Below are 15,793 nucleotides of genomic sequence, written 5' to 3'. Positions count from 1 at the left end.
AATGAATGTCCCACGCATTCCCGTCGGGGAAGTTATTGAATCGTCGATTGATTTTCTGGTGGAACATTTTTCATTCGCCACCAAAGCCTTTTCCGCAGTGCTTGAAGCCGGTCTGGATGTAGTTGAAGGTGCCATGAGAGCCTGCCCTCCGTGGATGTTCATCATCATTGTCACAGCCATCACCCTGCGACTGACCAAAAGTAAAAGGACCACTATTTTTGCTGCCGCCGGTTTGCTGTTGATCTGGAACATGGGACTCTGGAAAGCTACAGTCAGTACCATTGCGCTGGTTATTGTTTCCACCCTGCTGGCACTTATGATCGGAATTCCCATCGGCATTCTGGCAGCCATGAACAAACATGTTGACCGGGTAGTGATGCCTGTACTTGACGTGATGCAGACCATGCCGGCTTTTGTATACCTGATCCCGGCCATCCCGTTTTTCGGGCTGGGCAAGGTTGCCGCGATTTTCTCAACAATCATCTTTGCCATGCCCCCATCCATCAGGCTGACCTGCCTTGGAATCAAGCAGGTGCCTGAAGAATTGGTGGAATGCGCCGAGGCATTCGGCTCCAACCGCTGGCAGAGACTTTTTAAACTCGAACTTCCCATTGCAACTCCGACCATTATGGCCGGGGTCAACCAGACGGTCATGTTGGCCCTCTCCATGGTGGTCATCGCCGCCATGATCGGGGCTAAGGGGCTTGGCGGAGAAGTCTGGAAAGCAATCCAGAGATTGCAGATGGGCAAAGGATTCGAGGCAGGAATCGGAATCGTCATCGTGGCCATGATCATGGACCGCGTACTTCAGAACATTGGATCCGGCAAAAAATAGCCGGGGCCGAAACTTTTATCGGGAGACTACAATGAAAAAGGTGCTTACTTTAATTCTTGCGGCCCTGCTTGTTGCGGCTTTTGCCGTACCCTCTTTTGCAGGTGACAAAAAGAAAGTAAAACTGGCTTACGTAGAATGGGATTGCGCTACAGCAACCACCAACGTGCTTAAAGCTGTTATTGAAGAACGGTTGGGCTACGAATGCGAAATCATCCCCGTTGCCGCAGCAGCTATGTGGCAGGCAGTCGGAACCGGAGATGTGGACGGACTGGCTACAGCATGGCTGCCCGTTACCCACGCAGATTACCTGAAACGTGTTCAGAACAAAGTCGTGGACCTCGGCCCGGTTGTTTCCGGTGCTAAAATCGGCTGGGCTGTTCCTTCTTACGTAACAGTGGACTCCATTGCCGACCTCAACAAATACGCTGACAAATTTAACGACAGAATCATCGGCATCGACCCCGGTGCAGGCCTGATGCGTCTTTCCGAAGATGCTATTGAAAAATACGGTCTCGACAAATTCGAACTCATGGAAGGCTCCGGCGCAACCATGACTGCCGCCCTTGCCGACGCTGTTAAGAACAACGAATGGATTGTGGTTACCGCATGGTCCCCTCATTGGATGTTCGGCCGCTGGGACCTCAAATACCTCAAAGATCCCAAGAAAGTGCTCGGTGAATCCGAAACCATTAACACCATCGTCCGCAAAGGCCTCGATAAAGACATGCCTGAAGTATACTCTTTCCTCGACAAGTTCGAATGGAAAGACGCAAACCAGCTTCAGATGGTAATGGCTTGGAATCAGGAAAAGGGCACTGATCCTTATGACAACGCCAAGCGTTTCATTAAGGAAAACAAAGCGCAGGTTGATTCCTGGCTGAAATAAGAAATATCCTTATAGCCAAACGACAAGGCCTTCCGGAAAATTTTCCGGGAGGCCTTATTATTTTCTACGCAGATAGCTTCCCCTCAAACCTCTTTTAATATATTATAAAATTCAGAAATTCAGACAAATCCAAGGCGGTTGACCATGACTGAACACATCCCCGTCCCTGAAGAAATCATGCAGAAGGCCAGTGCATTGATGGAGGACCGTTTTACCCGTACTGACCGGGAGCAACCAGTCATGGCTACGCTTTTCGAACTGGGTCTGACCCATGTTGCCCGTGACCTCATGGAAAACCCGGAACTATACAAACCGCAGCCGGTATTACCAATGCCCAAAGAAAAGTTCGCAGAGGTGGACCCGATCTCGCTCATGCGCACCGAAATCAAGCTGCCCTCCCTGCCTCAGGTTTTCATTGAAATGCGTCAGACCATCAATGATCCGGCAAGCTCTGCTTCCGATCTGGCAAAAGTCATTTCAAGAGACACTGCCCTATCGGCCTTCCTGCTGCGCATGGTCAACAGCGCGTTTTACAATTTCCCAGCACAAATCGATACCATTTCAAGGGCTGTGGCTGTGGTCGGTACCAACCAGCTCTCCACCCTTGCCATGGGGACATCGGTGATGGATATGTTCAAAGGTTTACCGGCTGACATCATCGATCTGGAACTTTTCTGGCGACACAGTTTCGCCTGCGGGATTATAGCCAGCCAACTCTCCAAGACTTTCAAACAGGGCATCCCGGAAAAATGTTTTGTTGCCGGACTGCTGCACGATATCGGACGCCCTGTACTTATGATGGCCCTGCCTGAGCGGGCAATTGCAGCCACTGCCATTTCACGTAACAAAAAAGCCCTCATGTTCAAGGCCGAGCGGGTTGTTACCGGATTTGACCACGCCGAACTGGGCAGCATGCTGCTGCGCAAGTGGAACCTGCCCTTTTCACTGGTCAACGCAGTACTCAACCATCACAATCCCACCAAAGCAGCCAAATCGCCGGAAGCCCTTTACGTTTACTTCGCAAACATCATTGCCAAGACCATGGGAATCGGGGGAAGCGGTGATTTTTTTATCCGCAATGTGAACAATGAAAGATGGGAAAAACACGGCCTGACTCCTGAAAAATTACGTAAACTTGACGCTGAACTGGGTCCTGTTCTGGATGATGCCTTTGCCATTCTGAAAAATATGGCCGCATAAATTTTTCCACTCAAAATTAAAACTCAACATCTTACATACATCTATAAATCTATCACTTCGACACAGTGTAAACGGGCACTCACGGGTTTGACAAGGCTCTTTAAAGAAAGTACTTGAGCGGGCATACCAAACGGAGGATTTACCATGCACGATAAAGTCGAAGCCGCTCTTGATAAGGTCAGACCTTTTCTTCAGGCTGACGGCGGTAACGTAGAACTCGTAGAGGTAACTGACAAAGGCATTGCCAAAGTACGTTTGCAGGGAGCCTGCAAGGGTTGCCCCATGTCCCAGATCACCTTGAGGAACGCCATTGAGCGTACTCTGCTCAAGGAACTTCCAGAACTCAAAGGCGTAGAGCCTGCTGAATAAAATCTTTCCGGTCGGAGCATGCTCCGGCCGGTTGGCAAATAAAAAGACACGCAGGGCACACAAACTCAGCTGAAAATACCGCCGTTTACGGCGGATTTTTTACGTTTATATCCCGCAAAATTTTAGAGCCACAGCGGCGAAACCCTAATAAAAAAGTTTGGGATTCTTAAACCCTTTTCAAAGGGGTTAAGCCGCCGGAGGCGAAATTTTTAAATAAAAAGCGCGTTAGCGCATCATAATAAAATTTCAGGAGACAACCAACATGGCTAAAACCGTAACAAGATTCGCACCCAGCCCCACTGGGCACCTGCATATCGGCGGAGCACGCACCGCACTTTTCGCATGGCTTCTTGCCAAGCACGACGGCGGAGAGTTTGTGCTGCGCATCGAAGACACCGACCGTGAACGTTCCAAGCAGGAATACACTGACGCCATTCTAGATTCTATGAAATGGCTGGGCATGGACTGGAACGAAGATCCAGTCTACCAGAGCGACCGCTTCGACCTTTACAACGGCTACATCGACCAACTGCTGGATGAAGGCAAAGCTTACTGGTGCGACTGTACCTCCGAACAAGTTAATGCCATGCGCGAAAAGGCCATGAAGGAAAAACGCAAGCCAAAATATGACGGTTCCTGCCGCGAGAAAAATCTCGGCCCCGGCGAAAACAGGGTTGTACGTTTCAAAGCTCCCCTCGAAGGCCGCACCAATTTCACTGACATGATCAAAGGCCCCATCAGCGTTGAGAATGCTGAAATGGACGACATGATCCTGCGCCGCAGTGACGGCTCCCCCACCTACAACCTCGCAGTTGTAGTGGATGACCATACCATGGGCGTTACCAGCGTTCTGCGCGGTGATGACCACGTTAACAACACCCCGCGCCAGATCCAGCTCTATCAAGCTCTCGGCTGGGATGTACCCAAGTTCGGTCACGTGCCCATGATCCTCGGCCCGGACAAGAAAAAGCTTTCCAAGCGTCACGGTGCGCTTTCCGTTATGGAATACGAAAAAATGGGTTACCTGCCCGAAGCAGTGGTCAACTACCTCGTGCGCCTCGGCTGGTCCCACGGCGATCAGGAAATCTTCTCCCGTGAAGAATTGATCGAACTTTTCAATACCGACCATCTCGGCAATTCCCCGTCAGTATTCGATACCAAGAAACTGGATTGGGTAAACAGCGAGTACATCAAAGCCAAGGCTCCTGCGGACCTGATCCCCGGCATGCGTTCCTTCCTGCCCGAAGGTGTGGAAGCTGAAGATGCATACCTTGAAAAGATCATCCCCCTGCTTCAGCCCCGCTCCACCAATTACAAAGAAATGGCCGATATGTGCGATTTCTTCCTCGTGGACAGCGCGGCACTGGAATACGATGAAAAAGCTGTTGCCAAAGTATTCAAGCCCGAAGCAGTGGAAATCCTCAAGGAACTGACCGCGCGTATTGAAGCTGACCAAGAATACAGCCACGATTCCCTTGAAGCGGTCTGCAAAGGCTTTCTTGAAGAGAAAGAGTTTAAATTCAAGGCTATCGGCCAGCCCGTGCGTCTCGCGCTCTGCGGTCGTACTCAGTCTCCCGGCGGCCTTTACGACCTTATGCTCGTACTCGGCAAGGACGAGACCGTAGCCCGCATGAACCGCGCTGTAAGTCTGGTATAATTGCGCTTCGCGCGTTATTAAAATTACAAAAAAAGCTCCGTACATCGTTATGATGTGCGGAGCTTTTTTCATGTCTAAACAACTAATTTATCTGATCAGGCGGAAAATATTTATCCACTATTTTCTGCCACTCGCCGTTTCTCTTCAGTTCATCTAAGGCTTCCTGCCATTTTTGGACAACCTCGTCCGGTGTGTCCAATGCAAAGGCTATATAATTTGTAGTAAAAAAAACCGATGAACCGACCCGTTCAATTAGGTTGAAATCAAGTTCGGGGTTGCGCTTAAAAAAATGGGAAATGACTTTACGGCCCATGGGCACAAGATCCACCCGACCGTTAAGCAGTTTCATAAAATCACATGTAGGTGATGTGCTCAAATCAAGATTGGTATATCCCAGACTGGCCAGATTCAAATGAAAAATATCATATCTGGTAACCGAAATTTTATCGACGCTCTTAGCATCATCAATTCCTTTTAAATCGATACGGCTTCCTTTTTTCTTATAAAAATAAATATCATCCCAAAAAACAGGCCCTACAAACTTAAACATAACTGAACGTTCTGAGGTCATGCACATAGGAAAGAGAACATCGCCATCCCCGGACTGCAATTTCTTATATCCACGCGCCCATGGATAAAATTTAATTTTAGAAGATTCTTCGTCCAGCTTCTTTTGAATCTGCTGCACCAGTTCAACATAAACCCCCTTATCCTCACCATCCACCTGATAGCTGTATGGAGGGTACTCTTCCGCCATCAATCTTAGCCCGGAAGCATGAGCACAAACAGAGCTGAACAGCAGACATACCACCAACCCCAAAATACGATTAATTGTAACCATAATGTAACATTAGCCATAAACAATAAATAAATGCAATCAAGCCCCTTGAGGAGCTAAGCAGGCACAATTATTCCCCCTCAAACACTGCAACTAGAAACTTACAGCCCAACACAACACTGTTGCCTTTTACCTGCGATTGCTTCTACCATTGCGCAAAAAGTTCAACAATACAACCGGAGCAGCTTCAATGTCCCCTTATGAAATTTCCAGCCACAAGCAGCCTGAATTCATATTTAATTCACGCCGTTCCCCGGTCTACGCCACTAAAGGTATGGTTGCTTCAAGCCAGCCGCTGGCAACTGAAGCCGGACTGGAAATTTTGCGGGCCGGGGGCAATGCAGCAGACGCAGCCATCGCTGTTGCCGCGGCACTTGCCGTGATCGAACCATGCAGCACAGGGTTGGGTGGAGATGCATTCGCACTCTTTTACAATGCAGCTCATAAAAAAGTTTCCGCCCTGAACGGATCAGGTAAATCTGCGCAGGATATTTCCCTTGAAAAAATAACCGCTATGGGCATATCCGGCGAACTTCCCCTGCGCCATGCCATGATTGTAAACACCCCCGGTGCCCTCGCGCTCTGGGCGGATCTGGTAGAACAGCACGGAAGCCTTGAGCTTTCTGCGATTCTCAGTCCGGCAATCCGCTACGCCATGCAGGGGTTCCCGGTCAGTCCGGTAACAGCTCAACTATGGTCCGAAGGAACCGATATCTTAAAAAAAAGTCCCGGCGGGGAACAGCTGCTTCTAAACGGAAAAGCACCACGCTGCGGCGAAATCATGCTTAACCGCAATCTGGGTCTGCTCCTTGCCCGGCTGGCCGATTGTTCGCCCATGCAAGCTAAAAAGCTATTTTACCAAGGTGACATTGCAGAAAGAATCGTTAAAATTATCCGGAATAACGGCGGATTTCTGTCTAAAAGAGACATGTCTGAACATACCAGCCTGTTTCAGGACTCCATCAGTATTGATTACCATGGCTACGAAATTCACCAATGCCCGCCCAACGGACAAGGCTTAGCGGCCCTGCTGGCCCTGAACACACTTGCGGGCATTGATGTAGCTGGACTCGGCACGCCGGACTCCCCGGAACGCATACATCATATGATTGAAGCCATGCGGCTGGGATTTGCGGATGCAAGGCAACATGTGGCTGATCCGCAATATTACTTGTCCCCGCTAAATGAACTTCTTTCCCCTGCTTATGGAACCAAAAGAGCTGGTTTAATTATCCCGGACCGTGCCAACCCGAAAGCTAAATCAGGCGTTCCGGTTAACTCTTCGGACACAGTATATTTCTGCGTTGTAGACAAGGACGGCAACGGCTGCTCCATGGTCAATTCCGTTTACATGGGCTTCGGCACCGGAATCGTACCCGAAGGGCTTGGTTTTTCCCTGCAAAACCGGGGACACAACTTTTCCCTCGACCCGGCCCATCCTAACGCGCTTGCAGGGGGCAAACGTAGCTACCACACCATTATTCCCGGCATCTGCCTGCGCAAAGACAAATCACTGCACTCAACTTTCGGGGTCATGGGCGGATTCATGCAGCCACAAGGCCACATGCAGGTAATTTCAGCCATGCTGGATGACGGGGCCGATCCGCAGGAAGCCTTGAACAGGCTACGTTTCTGCATCGAACCGGGGGAAGCTGGAGGCAAGGTATGCCTTGAAGAAGGACTGCTCGACGAAACCGCAAAAAAACTGTCTTCCATGGGGCACGACATTGAAATGCGCAACGGGTATGAACGCACACTTTTCGGGCGGGGACAAATAATAGTCCGTGACCAAAACAAAGGAACTCTATGCTCCGGATGTGATCCACGCTCTGATGGATATGCTGCCGGACTGTGTTAAGAGAGGCGAAGAACGACTAACAAACAGTAACAACCAAAAAATCCAACATTTAAACACATTACAAATCATCACCGACACAACACACAATAATATTTATTACTTAAAATAAACCCCGCGCATTGATGTAAAACGCAAAAAATTATCTAATCTGGATTTTTTGTTCATTCTATACTATACCCCTTCCATAATCCATTGCTCTACATACTGCACACCAGCCAGATTAACATCAAAAAAACCGGAGGAAGAATGTTCAAGAAATTCTCGTGCCTCGTCTTGACCTGCATGCTCTGTCTTACCTTTACAGCCGCACCTTCACAGGCAAGTGACAAAAACCTGATCATTGCCACCGCCACCACAGGCGGAACCTACTACCCCGTTGGCGTTGCCATCGGCACACTGGTCAGCATCAAGCTTGCCAAGGCCGATAAAATCACCGCCACTGCCATCAACTCCGCAGGGTCCGGCGAAAACGTGCAGATGCTCAAGAATAAAGAAGCTGACCTCGCAATTCTTCAAGCTCTCTTCGGCCTCAACGCATACAAAGGCGAAGGGCCTTACAAGGGCAAAGCATTTAAGGATTTCCGTTCAATCACCATGCTCTGGGAAAATGTTGAACATTTCCCCCTGCTCAACAAATACGTAAAAAATGGTGACATCTCCGACCTCAAGGGACTGGACAAAAAATTTTCCATCGGCAAACGAGGCAGCGGCACCGAAGGTTCCGGACGCACTCTTCTCAAACTCATGGGTGTGGATGTCAAAAAGGATCTCGTACTTGAATTCCTCGGCTACACCCCTTCCGCACAGGCGATGATGGACGGACGTATTTCCGGGGCAAACATCCCCGCAGGACCTCCCGCAGCAGCCATCACCCAGCTTTACGCTCAACTCGGAGCGGATGATGTAACCGTGCTTGAATTCACCGATGCCCAGCTTGCAAAAATCCAGAAGGAATACCCCATCTGGAGCCGTTATGTGATCCCTGCAAAGACCTATCCTTCTCAGGACAAGGAAATCAGAACAATCGCCCAGCCCAACTTTCTGGCCTGCCGCGCTGACCTGCCCGACGAAGTGGTCTACAAGATCACCAAAACAATTTTCGAAAACCTGCCCTTCCTGAACAACATCCACAAGGCCACCAAGGCCATGTCGCTGGAGCGTGCAACCGCAGGACTGCCCGCGCCCCTGCATCCCGGTGCTGAAAAATTCTACCGTGAAGTCGGTGTTATAAAATAGAGTTTTATAGCCTCCGGCGGCCCTTTCGGGGAACCCTGCCGGGGGCTTTAAACCCTTTTGCAAAAGGGTTTAAAAATCCCAAAACCTTTTAATAGTTTTTAATCAATTCTTATAACGCAATTTTTCATAATCCACAGCGGCGAAGCCTTAACAAAAGTTTTAGGAGAGTCCAGAGAACCCTTTTCCAAAAGGGTTCTTTGGCCCTCGGAGAGCCGCCGGAGGCATCATATATGGCTGACACTACTTCCACTAAAGCGGCAGTCAAGAAAGACTCAGGCGGGGAAACCCTTGCGATCAAACGCGTGATCGAGGGGCGCACCGCACAGCTTTTATATGCCACGGGCATCATCTGTTCCCTGTTTCATCTCTGGGTAAACACCATCGGCATCATGCCGGAAATTCAGCGCAATGCTGTACACTACTCATTCATGCTCTTTATCGGATTCCTGCAATATCCGATGCTCAAACGACATGCCCGCGAGACTCTGCCTATTGACTATTTTCTGGCAATTTTATCGTTCGCCACCGGACTTTATCTCGTATTTTTCGAAGATGCTCTGCACATGCGCAATGAAGTACCGATTATGGCAGATCTCATTGCAGCAGGGTTAGCGATTGTTCTTTTAATGGAAATAACCCGGCGAACCACCGGGCTGCTCATCCCCTGTCTGGCTGCGATTTTTCTGTTCTACGGACTGGGCGGCGGGCAGTATCTGGACGGGCTCTGGCATTTTCCGGGCGTGACCGTACAGCGCATGCTTTACCGCATGTACTTTGCCCCGGACGGAATATTCGGAACCATTGCGACGATCTCAAGTACTTTTGTATTTTTATTCGTACTCTTTGCCTCGTTCCTGATCAAATCAGGAGCCGGGGAATTCATCATCAAGCTAGCTATGGCTAGTATGGGCCGCACCATCGGCGGGCCTGCCAAAATGGCGGTTTTTGCCTCCGGCTTTATGGGGTCGGTATCCGGCAGCGCGGTTGCAAACACAGTGGGCACCGGGTCCATCACAATTCCTATGATGAAAAAAACCGGATTCCCCAGCAAATTTGCCGGGGGAGTTGAAGCGGCAGCATCCACAGGCGGTCAGCTTATGCCGCCCATTATGGGAGCTGGTGCATTCATCATGAGCCAGTGGACCCAGATTCCCTACCTGACAATTGTAGGCGTGGCCTTCATTCCGGCGATCATGTATTTTGTCAGCGTAGCTTTCTTTGTCCATTTGCGGGCCAAAAAACTGGGTATCAAACCCATTCCCGAAAAAGACATTCCACGCATCGGTCAGGTTATGAAAGAGGGCTGGAACTTCTTCATACCCATCGGCGCGCTCATGGGGCTGCTCATGTACGGATTCACCCCGACCTTTGCGGCCTGCGGCGGAATAGCGGCTATCGTCGTTTCCAGCTGGCTCAACCCCAAAACCCGCATGTCCGGGCGAGACATCATGGACGCCCTTGCTTCCGGCGGTCAGAACATGGTCACCACCGGGGTCATCCTGCTCTGTTCCGGCATTGTGGTCGGCGTAGTACTCATGGTCGGCATGGGAATTAAATTTTCCATGCTCATTACCATGATTGCGGGCAACAGCTTGATGCTGACCATCGTCATGGTCGCCATAGCATCCCTCGTATTGGGCATGGGACTGCCTGTAACCGCCTCCTACATCGTTCTGGCGGTTCTGGCTGCCCCGGCCATGCAAATGCTCGGCACAAGCCTTATCGCGGCCCATATGCTGATTTTCTGGTACTCTCAGGATGCCAATGTGACCCCGCCGGTCTGCCTCGCGGCTTACAGTGCTTCGGGCATATCGGGATCAAAACCGCTGGAAACGGGCTTTGAGTCATGGAAAATAGCCAAGGGACTCTACATAATCCCCCTGCTTTTCTGCTACACCCCGATCCTTTTCGAAGGCCCGCTCTGGCAGGTTGCCGAAACAGTGATCACCGCCACAGCAGGTCTTTTCTGCTTCGCGGTATTCTTTGAAGGGTTCAACACCTACGCTTTGAACATAGGTCAACGGTTGCTCTACGCAGGCACAGCAACACTGCTGCTCTGGCCCGACATGCGGCTGCATGCTGCGGGTGCGGCTTTATTGATTGTAATGATGCTGCGTGAGAGGTCGGTGTTCAGGAAACAGGCCTTTGAAGCTGTATAGCCTTCGGCGACCCTGCCGGGATTCTTAAACCCTTTTGCAAAAGGGTTTAAGAATCCCAAAACCTTTTAATAAGCTTCGCAAATGTAAAGCCCACAATATAATAATGATGTTGTGGGCTTTTTAATTTAATACCAAAAAACAGGATACCGCCGATTCTTTGCCATATTATTCACCAGCACAGCAACAATCAACATAATAAACGCGCTAACTCCGACCGGGACCACGGCATACCAATAACCCAGCGCGTGCAGCTTGGGAGATCCGATCACCGCGATCAAGGCGGAAGCCCCTCCCGGAGGATGCAGGGTTTTGGTTATATGCATGACCGCGATTGCGGTTGCCACGGCCAGCGGGGCCGCCAACCAGAGCTGATCCGGAAACATTTTGTAGCAGGCCACCCCGATCAGGGCGGAAATGATATGACCTCCCATAAGGTTGCGGGGCTGAGCCAAAGGACTGGTCACCGCTCCATAAATTAACACTGCGGAAGCACCGAATGAGCCGATGATAAAAACCAGATCAGTCCCGGCAAAAATATTATAGTTCAATAATGCCACGGGCAGAATCCCGCAGAACGCCCCCAGCCATGACCAGAGAATTTCACTCAAACTGGTTCGCGGCGGACACTGGCCCCCGCCTTTCATTTTATCAAGATAATTCATTTTCCAATTCCGGTTCATGTTCAATTTTAATGACATAAAACAACTGTCTCTCTCGAATGAATTATCAATACTCCTGCTCAAAAAGCTTTCCTTGACCTGAGTCAGTTTTTGCTCACTCAGATGCAAATCAAAATTTTTGTCTTAAGAATTGCTTCTTCAATTTCTGCCCGAATGTGTTAGATTGGATGCAGGTTCTTTTGACAAAAAACCACAGGAGCTAAGCGATGATCACAATCATGAAAGAAAGCAGCGGCCCAATGCTGGCCGTAACTGCAACAGGCACGGTTTCAGGCGAAGATTATACTGAGATATGGATTCCGGCCCTGAAGAAGGCGATTGATGAATATGGCAAATGCAGATGTCTGCTCTACATGGATGAAAATTTCAAAGGCTGGGACTTAAAAGCCATGTGGGAAGATACTAAATTCGGATTCGCCCACCGTAACGATTTTGAAAAACTTGCTGTTGTCGGCGGCCCGTCATGGGTGGAATGGGGAACCAAAGTGGCCGGGATATTGGTCAGCGGCGAAGTGAAAACCTATTCTGCTGAAGAGCTTGATGCGGCCTTAAAATGGGTAGCTGAATAAAATTGCGCAAAAAAAGCCCCAGCCATAAACAAATATGACCGGGGCTTTTTACACGACGAGTCGTGCGAAAAATAAAAATAAGAACTAGCTTACTTTTTTGTTTGCTACGGGCTTGATAACAGCACCGGAGCGGATGCAGCGAGTACAAGCTTTAATGCTTTTTACTTCACCGCTGGGAAGCTGAGTGCGGACTTTCTGCAGGTTAGGCATGAAACGTCTCTTGGACTTGTTGTGAGCATGGGAAACGTTGTTGCCAGTCTGAGGACCTTTACCGCATATATCGCATACCTGGGACATGTTGTACCTCCTTAATGGTAATCACTTTTTTTAGATTGCCGGAAAGCGCGAATATCCGCAAGGGAAATTGCTCTGCCCGAACAAAAGAGGTATCATTTAAACGCTCGCTCTGGAAAATGCAAGCTCTTTTTCCTTGACATAAGAAAAAAAACTCATATAGGAAACCCTTCCGCGAGGAAAAATATGTCTGAACTATGGATTACATTAAATGACCTCCCTGAAGAGGGAGAAAATTTCGTTTTTGAGGACCAGAACTTCTGGTCTGACAAATGGAAACAGTATAAGGTGGCCGTCACCGCAGGCGCACCTCTGATCTCTAATGTCTATATCCTTCCGCAGGACAAAGGCTGTTTGATCAGGGGAGGAACCTCCGGGTCCGTAACATTTGCATGTGATAGATGTACGGCAGACTTCAAGCACCAAATTTCTACCGAGTTTGAGGAATATGAGCAGGTCGCAGAAAACGGGGATGACGAATTATCTCCTGTTGTAAAGACCAAAGAAGGCTTAAAACTCGATCTCGGTGCCCTCCTCTGGGAACATTTCGCAATGGCACTGCCCATCAAGCCACTTTGCAATGAAAATTGTAAAGGCTTGTGCGCCAAGTGTGGAGCCGACCTTAATAAAGGCGACTGCGAATGTGAGAAGGAAGAGGGAGACCCAAGGCTTGCGGTTTTCCGCAATCTTAAGATAAAGAACTAAATTCCAGTCTGTATGGACCGGTTTTAAAAAATAACTCTCAGGAGAATAGTCATGGCACAGCCGAAAAAGAAAACATCCAAATCCCGCAGAAACATGCGTCGTTCACACGACCACGTAGCAACCCCCAACGTAGTATACTGCGAGTGTGGTGAACCCATCATCCCTCACAGAGCTTGCTCTTCTTGCGGTACCTATAAAGGTCGTCAGGTAATCAATTCCGAAGATGCCTAACATAATACCCCGCATTGCCGTAGACGCCATGGGTGGCGATTACGGCCTTTCGGTTATTGTCCCGGCAGCGGTAAGTGCCGCTAAAACGGGACTCCCGATTACGCTGGTAGGTGATGAGCACATGATCCGGTCCGAGCTTGAAAAGCTTGATACCGGATCATGTGTTATTGATATTGTCCATGCTTCTCAGGTTGTCACAATGGAAGACAAGCCTGCCGACGCAATGCGTAAGAAGAAGGACTCATCAATTCAAGTCGCATGCAGACTGGTTAAGGAAGGCAAGGCCGACGGAGTCGTCAGTGCCGGTAATTCCGGCGCCACTGTTGCCTGCGGCATGTTCACCATCGGCCGGATCAAGGGCGTCCTGCGTCCGGGTATGGCCGGAATTCTGCCCACGGAAAAGAAACCCATGGTCCTGCTTGATGTAGGAGCCAATGTGGATTCCAAGCCAGAACACCTTTTCCAGTTCGGTCTCATGGCCGATGTACTGGCCCGTGACGTGCTGGGTTACGAAAAACCCCGCATAGGTCTTCTGACCATCGGTGAAGAGGAAGGCAAAGGCAACTCACTGGTAAAGACCACCTACGATATGCTCAAAAATTCTTCCCTGAATTTTGTCGGCAATATCGAAGGTCGCGATATTTTTACCGGGGATGTTGATATTGCCGTTTGTGACGGTTTTGTGGGCAACGTGGCACTCAAATTGGCCGAAGGACTGGCACACAGTTTCGGAAGCCTGCTGAAGGGCGAACTCAAACGAGATATTGTTTCCAAACTGGGAGCAATGCTCGCAATGAAAGCTTTCAAAAGATTCAGCAGACTGTTAGATAAATCCGAGTACGGCGGAGCTCCGGTTCTCGGATTGAAAGGAATTGTCCTTGTCTGCCACGGTAAAGCCGATTCCCGCGCAATGGAAAAAGCCATCGAAATGGCTGCCACCTTTGTCAAGAATGATGCTGTAGCCCATTTGAAAGAAGGGCTCGCCGCCCATAAGGAAATCACCGCACCTAAATTGTAGCGCATCCTCCTTAAAATAAATTAATTTTATTTTGAGAAAAAACTCAAATGCAAATTTGACGGACGCAACAAAAAAGTGCGGATCCCGGCACTACGGCCCGGGCAACTGAGGCATCATCCGGAATATCTGCTCCCTTTCCATCCTAAAACAGGAATGGCGTAATGAGTACTTTCTCGCACATCAGGGGCCTTGGTTTCCATGTCCCTGAGCGACTATACACCAATAGTGACCTTGAGAAATTCGTTGATACCAACGATGAATGGATAACCACCCGCACCGGAATCAAACAACGCCATGTTGTTGAAGACGAAACATGCCTGGACCTTGCTTATGAGGCTTCTCTGAAAGCACTCAAAGCCGCAGACATGAAAGCGGAAGAACTCACCCACGTAATCATCGCCACCTTCACCGGCGATATGCCTGTTCCCACCACATCCTGCCTGCTCATGGAGCGGCTGGGGATCAAAAACATAGCAGCCATGGACCTTTCCGCGGCCTGCTCTGGTTTTGTCTATGCTATAGAGGTGGCCCGGGCACTTATCAATCTCGATCCCACTGCGAAAATTCTGGTCTGCGGAGCTGAAGTTGTCACCAGCCGTGTAAACTGGGAAGACCGTTCCACCTGCGTGCTCTTCGGAGACGGTGCAGGCGCGGCAGTCATGACTGCCGGAACAGACGGTGAACCCGGAAAAGTACTCGATACCCTCGTACGCGCTAACGGCGGCCCCGGCATGAACCTGACCATCAAGGGCGCAGGTTCCGCCTATCCGTACAAAATGGGCGATACCGTAGGTGCCGAGAACTTCGTAGAAATGCAGGGACGCGAAATTTACAAGCACGCAGTCCGCTCCATGACCTCCATCTCCAATGAGATTCTTGAAAAACAGGGACTCACTACTGAAGATGTGGACGTGCTGCTGCCTCATCAGGCCAATATGCGCATCATTGAGGCCGTGGGTAAGAAGTTGAAAATCCCCCGCGAAAAAGTTTTTGCGAACGTGGACAAATACGGCAACACTTCCGCCGCATCCATTCCCATCGCACTTGCCGACGCAAAGGAATCCGGCTTTATCAAGGACGGTGATCTGGTCCTGCTGGCAACCTTCGGTGGCGGCCTGACCTGGGGATCTTCACTGATCCAGTTTTAATGTGGTGTTTTGCAAAATCCTGCTGTTTTTCACAGAATTTTACCAATACCGCTGTATAAAAGGGAAAAACAACATTGTGCAAACGCACATGTATGTTTAAACAAATTAAT

General features: G+C 49.6%; 16 protein-coding genes. 13 read left to right on the top strand and 3 right to left on the bottom strand.

Features of this window, described 5'->3' with window-relative positions; genetic code table 11:
- Position 1 precedes the first annotated feature (1 nt).
- The 5 genes from FMS18_RS00160 (at position 2) to gltX (ending at position 4,947) form a co-directional block, all read left to right on the top strand.
- Entirely contained in the window at positions 2 to 835 is an 834-nt protein-coding gene (locus FMS18_RS00160; protein WP_163291725.1) for a proline/glycine betaine ABC transporter permease, read from the top strand.
- 31 nt (positions 836 to 866) lie between these two features.
- On the top strand, positions 867 to 1,721 hold the full coding sequence (locus FMS18_RS00155) for a glycine betaine ABC transporter substrate-binding protein (protein ID WP_163291724.1): 855 nt from the start codon (positions 867 to 869) through the stop codon (positions 1,719 to 1,721).
- A 144-nt stretch (positions 1,722 to 1,865) separates the two neighbouring features.
- A complete protein-coding gene (locus tag FMS18_RS00150; protein ID WP_163291723.1) occupies positions 1,866 to 2,921 on the top strand; it encodes an HDOD domain-containing protein in 1,056 nt (351 codons plus the stop codon).
- A 144-nt stretch (positions 2,922 to 3,065) separates the two neighbouring features.
- Positions 3,066 to 3,290: a NifU family protein gene (locus FMS18_RS00145; RefSeq protein WP_136673590.1), complete on the top strand. Its 225-nt coding sequence runs from the start codon at positions 3,066 to 3,068 to the stop codon at positions 3,288 to 3,290.
- Positions 3,291 to 3,552: 262 nt separating this feature from the next.
- Positions 3,553 to 4,947, top strand: coding sequence for a glutamate--tRNA ligase (gene gltX, locus FMS18_RS00140; RefSeq protein WP_163291722.1), 1,395 nt, complete (start codon positions 3,553 to 3,555; stop codon positions 4,945 to 4,947).
- A gap of 82 nt (positions 4,948 to 5,029) precedes the next feature.
- On the opposite strand, the gene FMS18_RS00135 is transcribed toward gltX, so the two are convergent.
- Positions 5,030 to 5,788 (bottom strand): ABC transporter substrate-binding protein, encoded by a 759-nt coding sequence (locus FMS18_RS00135; RefSeq protein WP_163291721.1) that lies wholly within the window; start codon positions 5,786 to 5,788, stop codon positions 5,030 to 5,032.
- A gap of 187 nt (positions 5,789 to 5,975) precedes the next feature.
- On the opposite strand from FMS18_RS00135, the gene FMS18_RS00130 reads away from it, so the two are divergent.
- The 3 genes from FMS18_RS00130 (at position 5,976) to FMS18_RS00120 (ending at position 11,038) form a co-directional block, all read left to right on the top strand.
- Positions 5,976 to 7,643, top strand: a complete 1,668-nt coding sequence (locus FMS18_RS00130; RefSeq protein WP_163291720.1) for a gamma-glutamyltransferase family protein — start codon at positions 5,976 to 5,978, stop codon at positions 7,641 to 7,643.
- A 246-nt stretch (positions 7,644 to 7,889) separates the two neighbouring features.
- Positions 7,890 to 8,879 (top strand): TAXI family TRAP transporter solute-binding subunit, encoded by a 990-nt coding sequence (locus FMS18_RS00125; RefSeq protein WP_163291719.1) that lies wholly within the window; start codon positions 7,890 to 7,892, stop codon positions 8,877 to 8,879.
- A 230-nt stretch (positions 8,880 to 9,109) separates the two neighbouring features.
- A complete protein-coding gene (locus FMS18_RS00120; RefSeq protein WP_163291718.1) occupies positions 9,110 to 11,038 on the top strand; it encodes a TRAP transporter permease in 1,929 nt (642 codons plus the stop codon).
- 125 nt (positions 11,039 to 11,163) lie between these two features.
- On the opposite strand, the gene FMS18_RS00115 is transcribed toward FMS18_RS00120, so the two are convergent.
- On the bottom strand, positions 11,164 to 11,700 hold the full coding sequence (locus tag FMS18_RS00115) for an HPP family protein (RefSeq protein ID WP_163291717.1): 537 nt from the start codon (positions 11,698 to 11,700) through the stop codon (positions 11,164 to 11,166).
- Positions 11,701 to 11,924: 224 nt separating this feature from the next.
- Between FMS18_RS00115 and FMS18_RS00110 the strand changes: the two genes are divergently transcribed.
- Complete coding sequence (locus FMS18_RS00110) at positions 11,925 to 12,287, top strand: STAS/SEC14 domain-containing protein (RefSeq protein ID WP_163291716.1); 363 nt, start codon at positions 11,925 to 11,927, stop codon at positions 12,285 to 12,287.
- 84 nt (positions 12,288 to 12,371) lie between these two features.
- Here the strand turns inward: FMS18_RS00110 and rpmB are convergent, their stop codons facing one another.
- Positions 12,372 to 12,584 carry a 50S ribosomal protein L28 gene (rpmB, locus tag FMS18_RS00105; RefSeq protein ID WP_136673582.1) on the bottom strand — a complete coding sequence of 71 codons (213 nt, stop codon included), beginning with the start codon at positions 12,582 to 12,584 and terminating at the stop codon, positions 12,372 to 12,374.
- 183 nt (positions 12,585 to 12,767) lie between these two features.
- Between rpmB and FMS18_RS00100 the strand changes: the two genes are divergently transcribed.
- The 4 genes from FMS18_RS00100 (at position 12,768) to FMS18_RS00085 (ending at position 15,683) form a co-directional block, all read left to right on the top strand.
- Complete coding sequence (locus tag FMS18_RS00100; RefSeq protein ID WP_163291715.1) at positions 12,768 to 13,286, top strand: DUF177 domain-containing protein; 519 nt, start codon at positions 12,768 to 12,770, stop codon at positions 13,284 to 13,286.
- Positions 13,287 to 13,337: 51 nt separating this feature from the next.
- Entirely contained in the window at positions 13,338 to 13,517 is a 180-nt protein-coding gene (rpmF, locus tag FMS18_RS00095; RefSeq protein WP_163291714.1) for a 50S ribosomal protein L32, read from the top strand.
- Entirely contained in the window at positions 13,510 to 14,535 is a 1,026-nt protein-coding gene (plsX, locus tag FMS18_RS00090) for a phosphate acyltransferase PlsX (RefSeq protein ID WP_163291713.1), read from the top strand. Before rpmF ends, plsX begins: the two co-directional genes overlap by 8 nt.
- A 161-nt stretch (positions 14,536 to 14,696) precedes the next feature.
- The gene (locus tag FMS18_RS00085) at positions 14,697 to 15,683 is read left to right on the top strand and encodes a beta-ketoacyl-ACP synthase III (protein ID WP_163291712.1); all 987 of its coding nucleotides are present in this window, start codon (positions 14,697 to 14,699) and stop codon (positions 15,681 to 15,683) included.
- Positions 15,684 to 15,793: the final 110 nt, after the last annotated feature.

Source organism: Desulfovibrio sp. JC022, from assembly GCF_010470665.1.
Lineage (GTDB): Bacteria > Desulfobacterota > Desulfovibrionia > Desulfovibrionales > Desulfovibrionaceae > Maridesulfovibrio.
The sequence above is the reverse complement of the archived record's forward strand: the minus strand, read 5'-3'. Positions and strand labels throughout refer to the sequence as shown.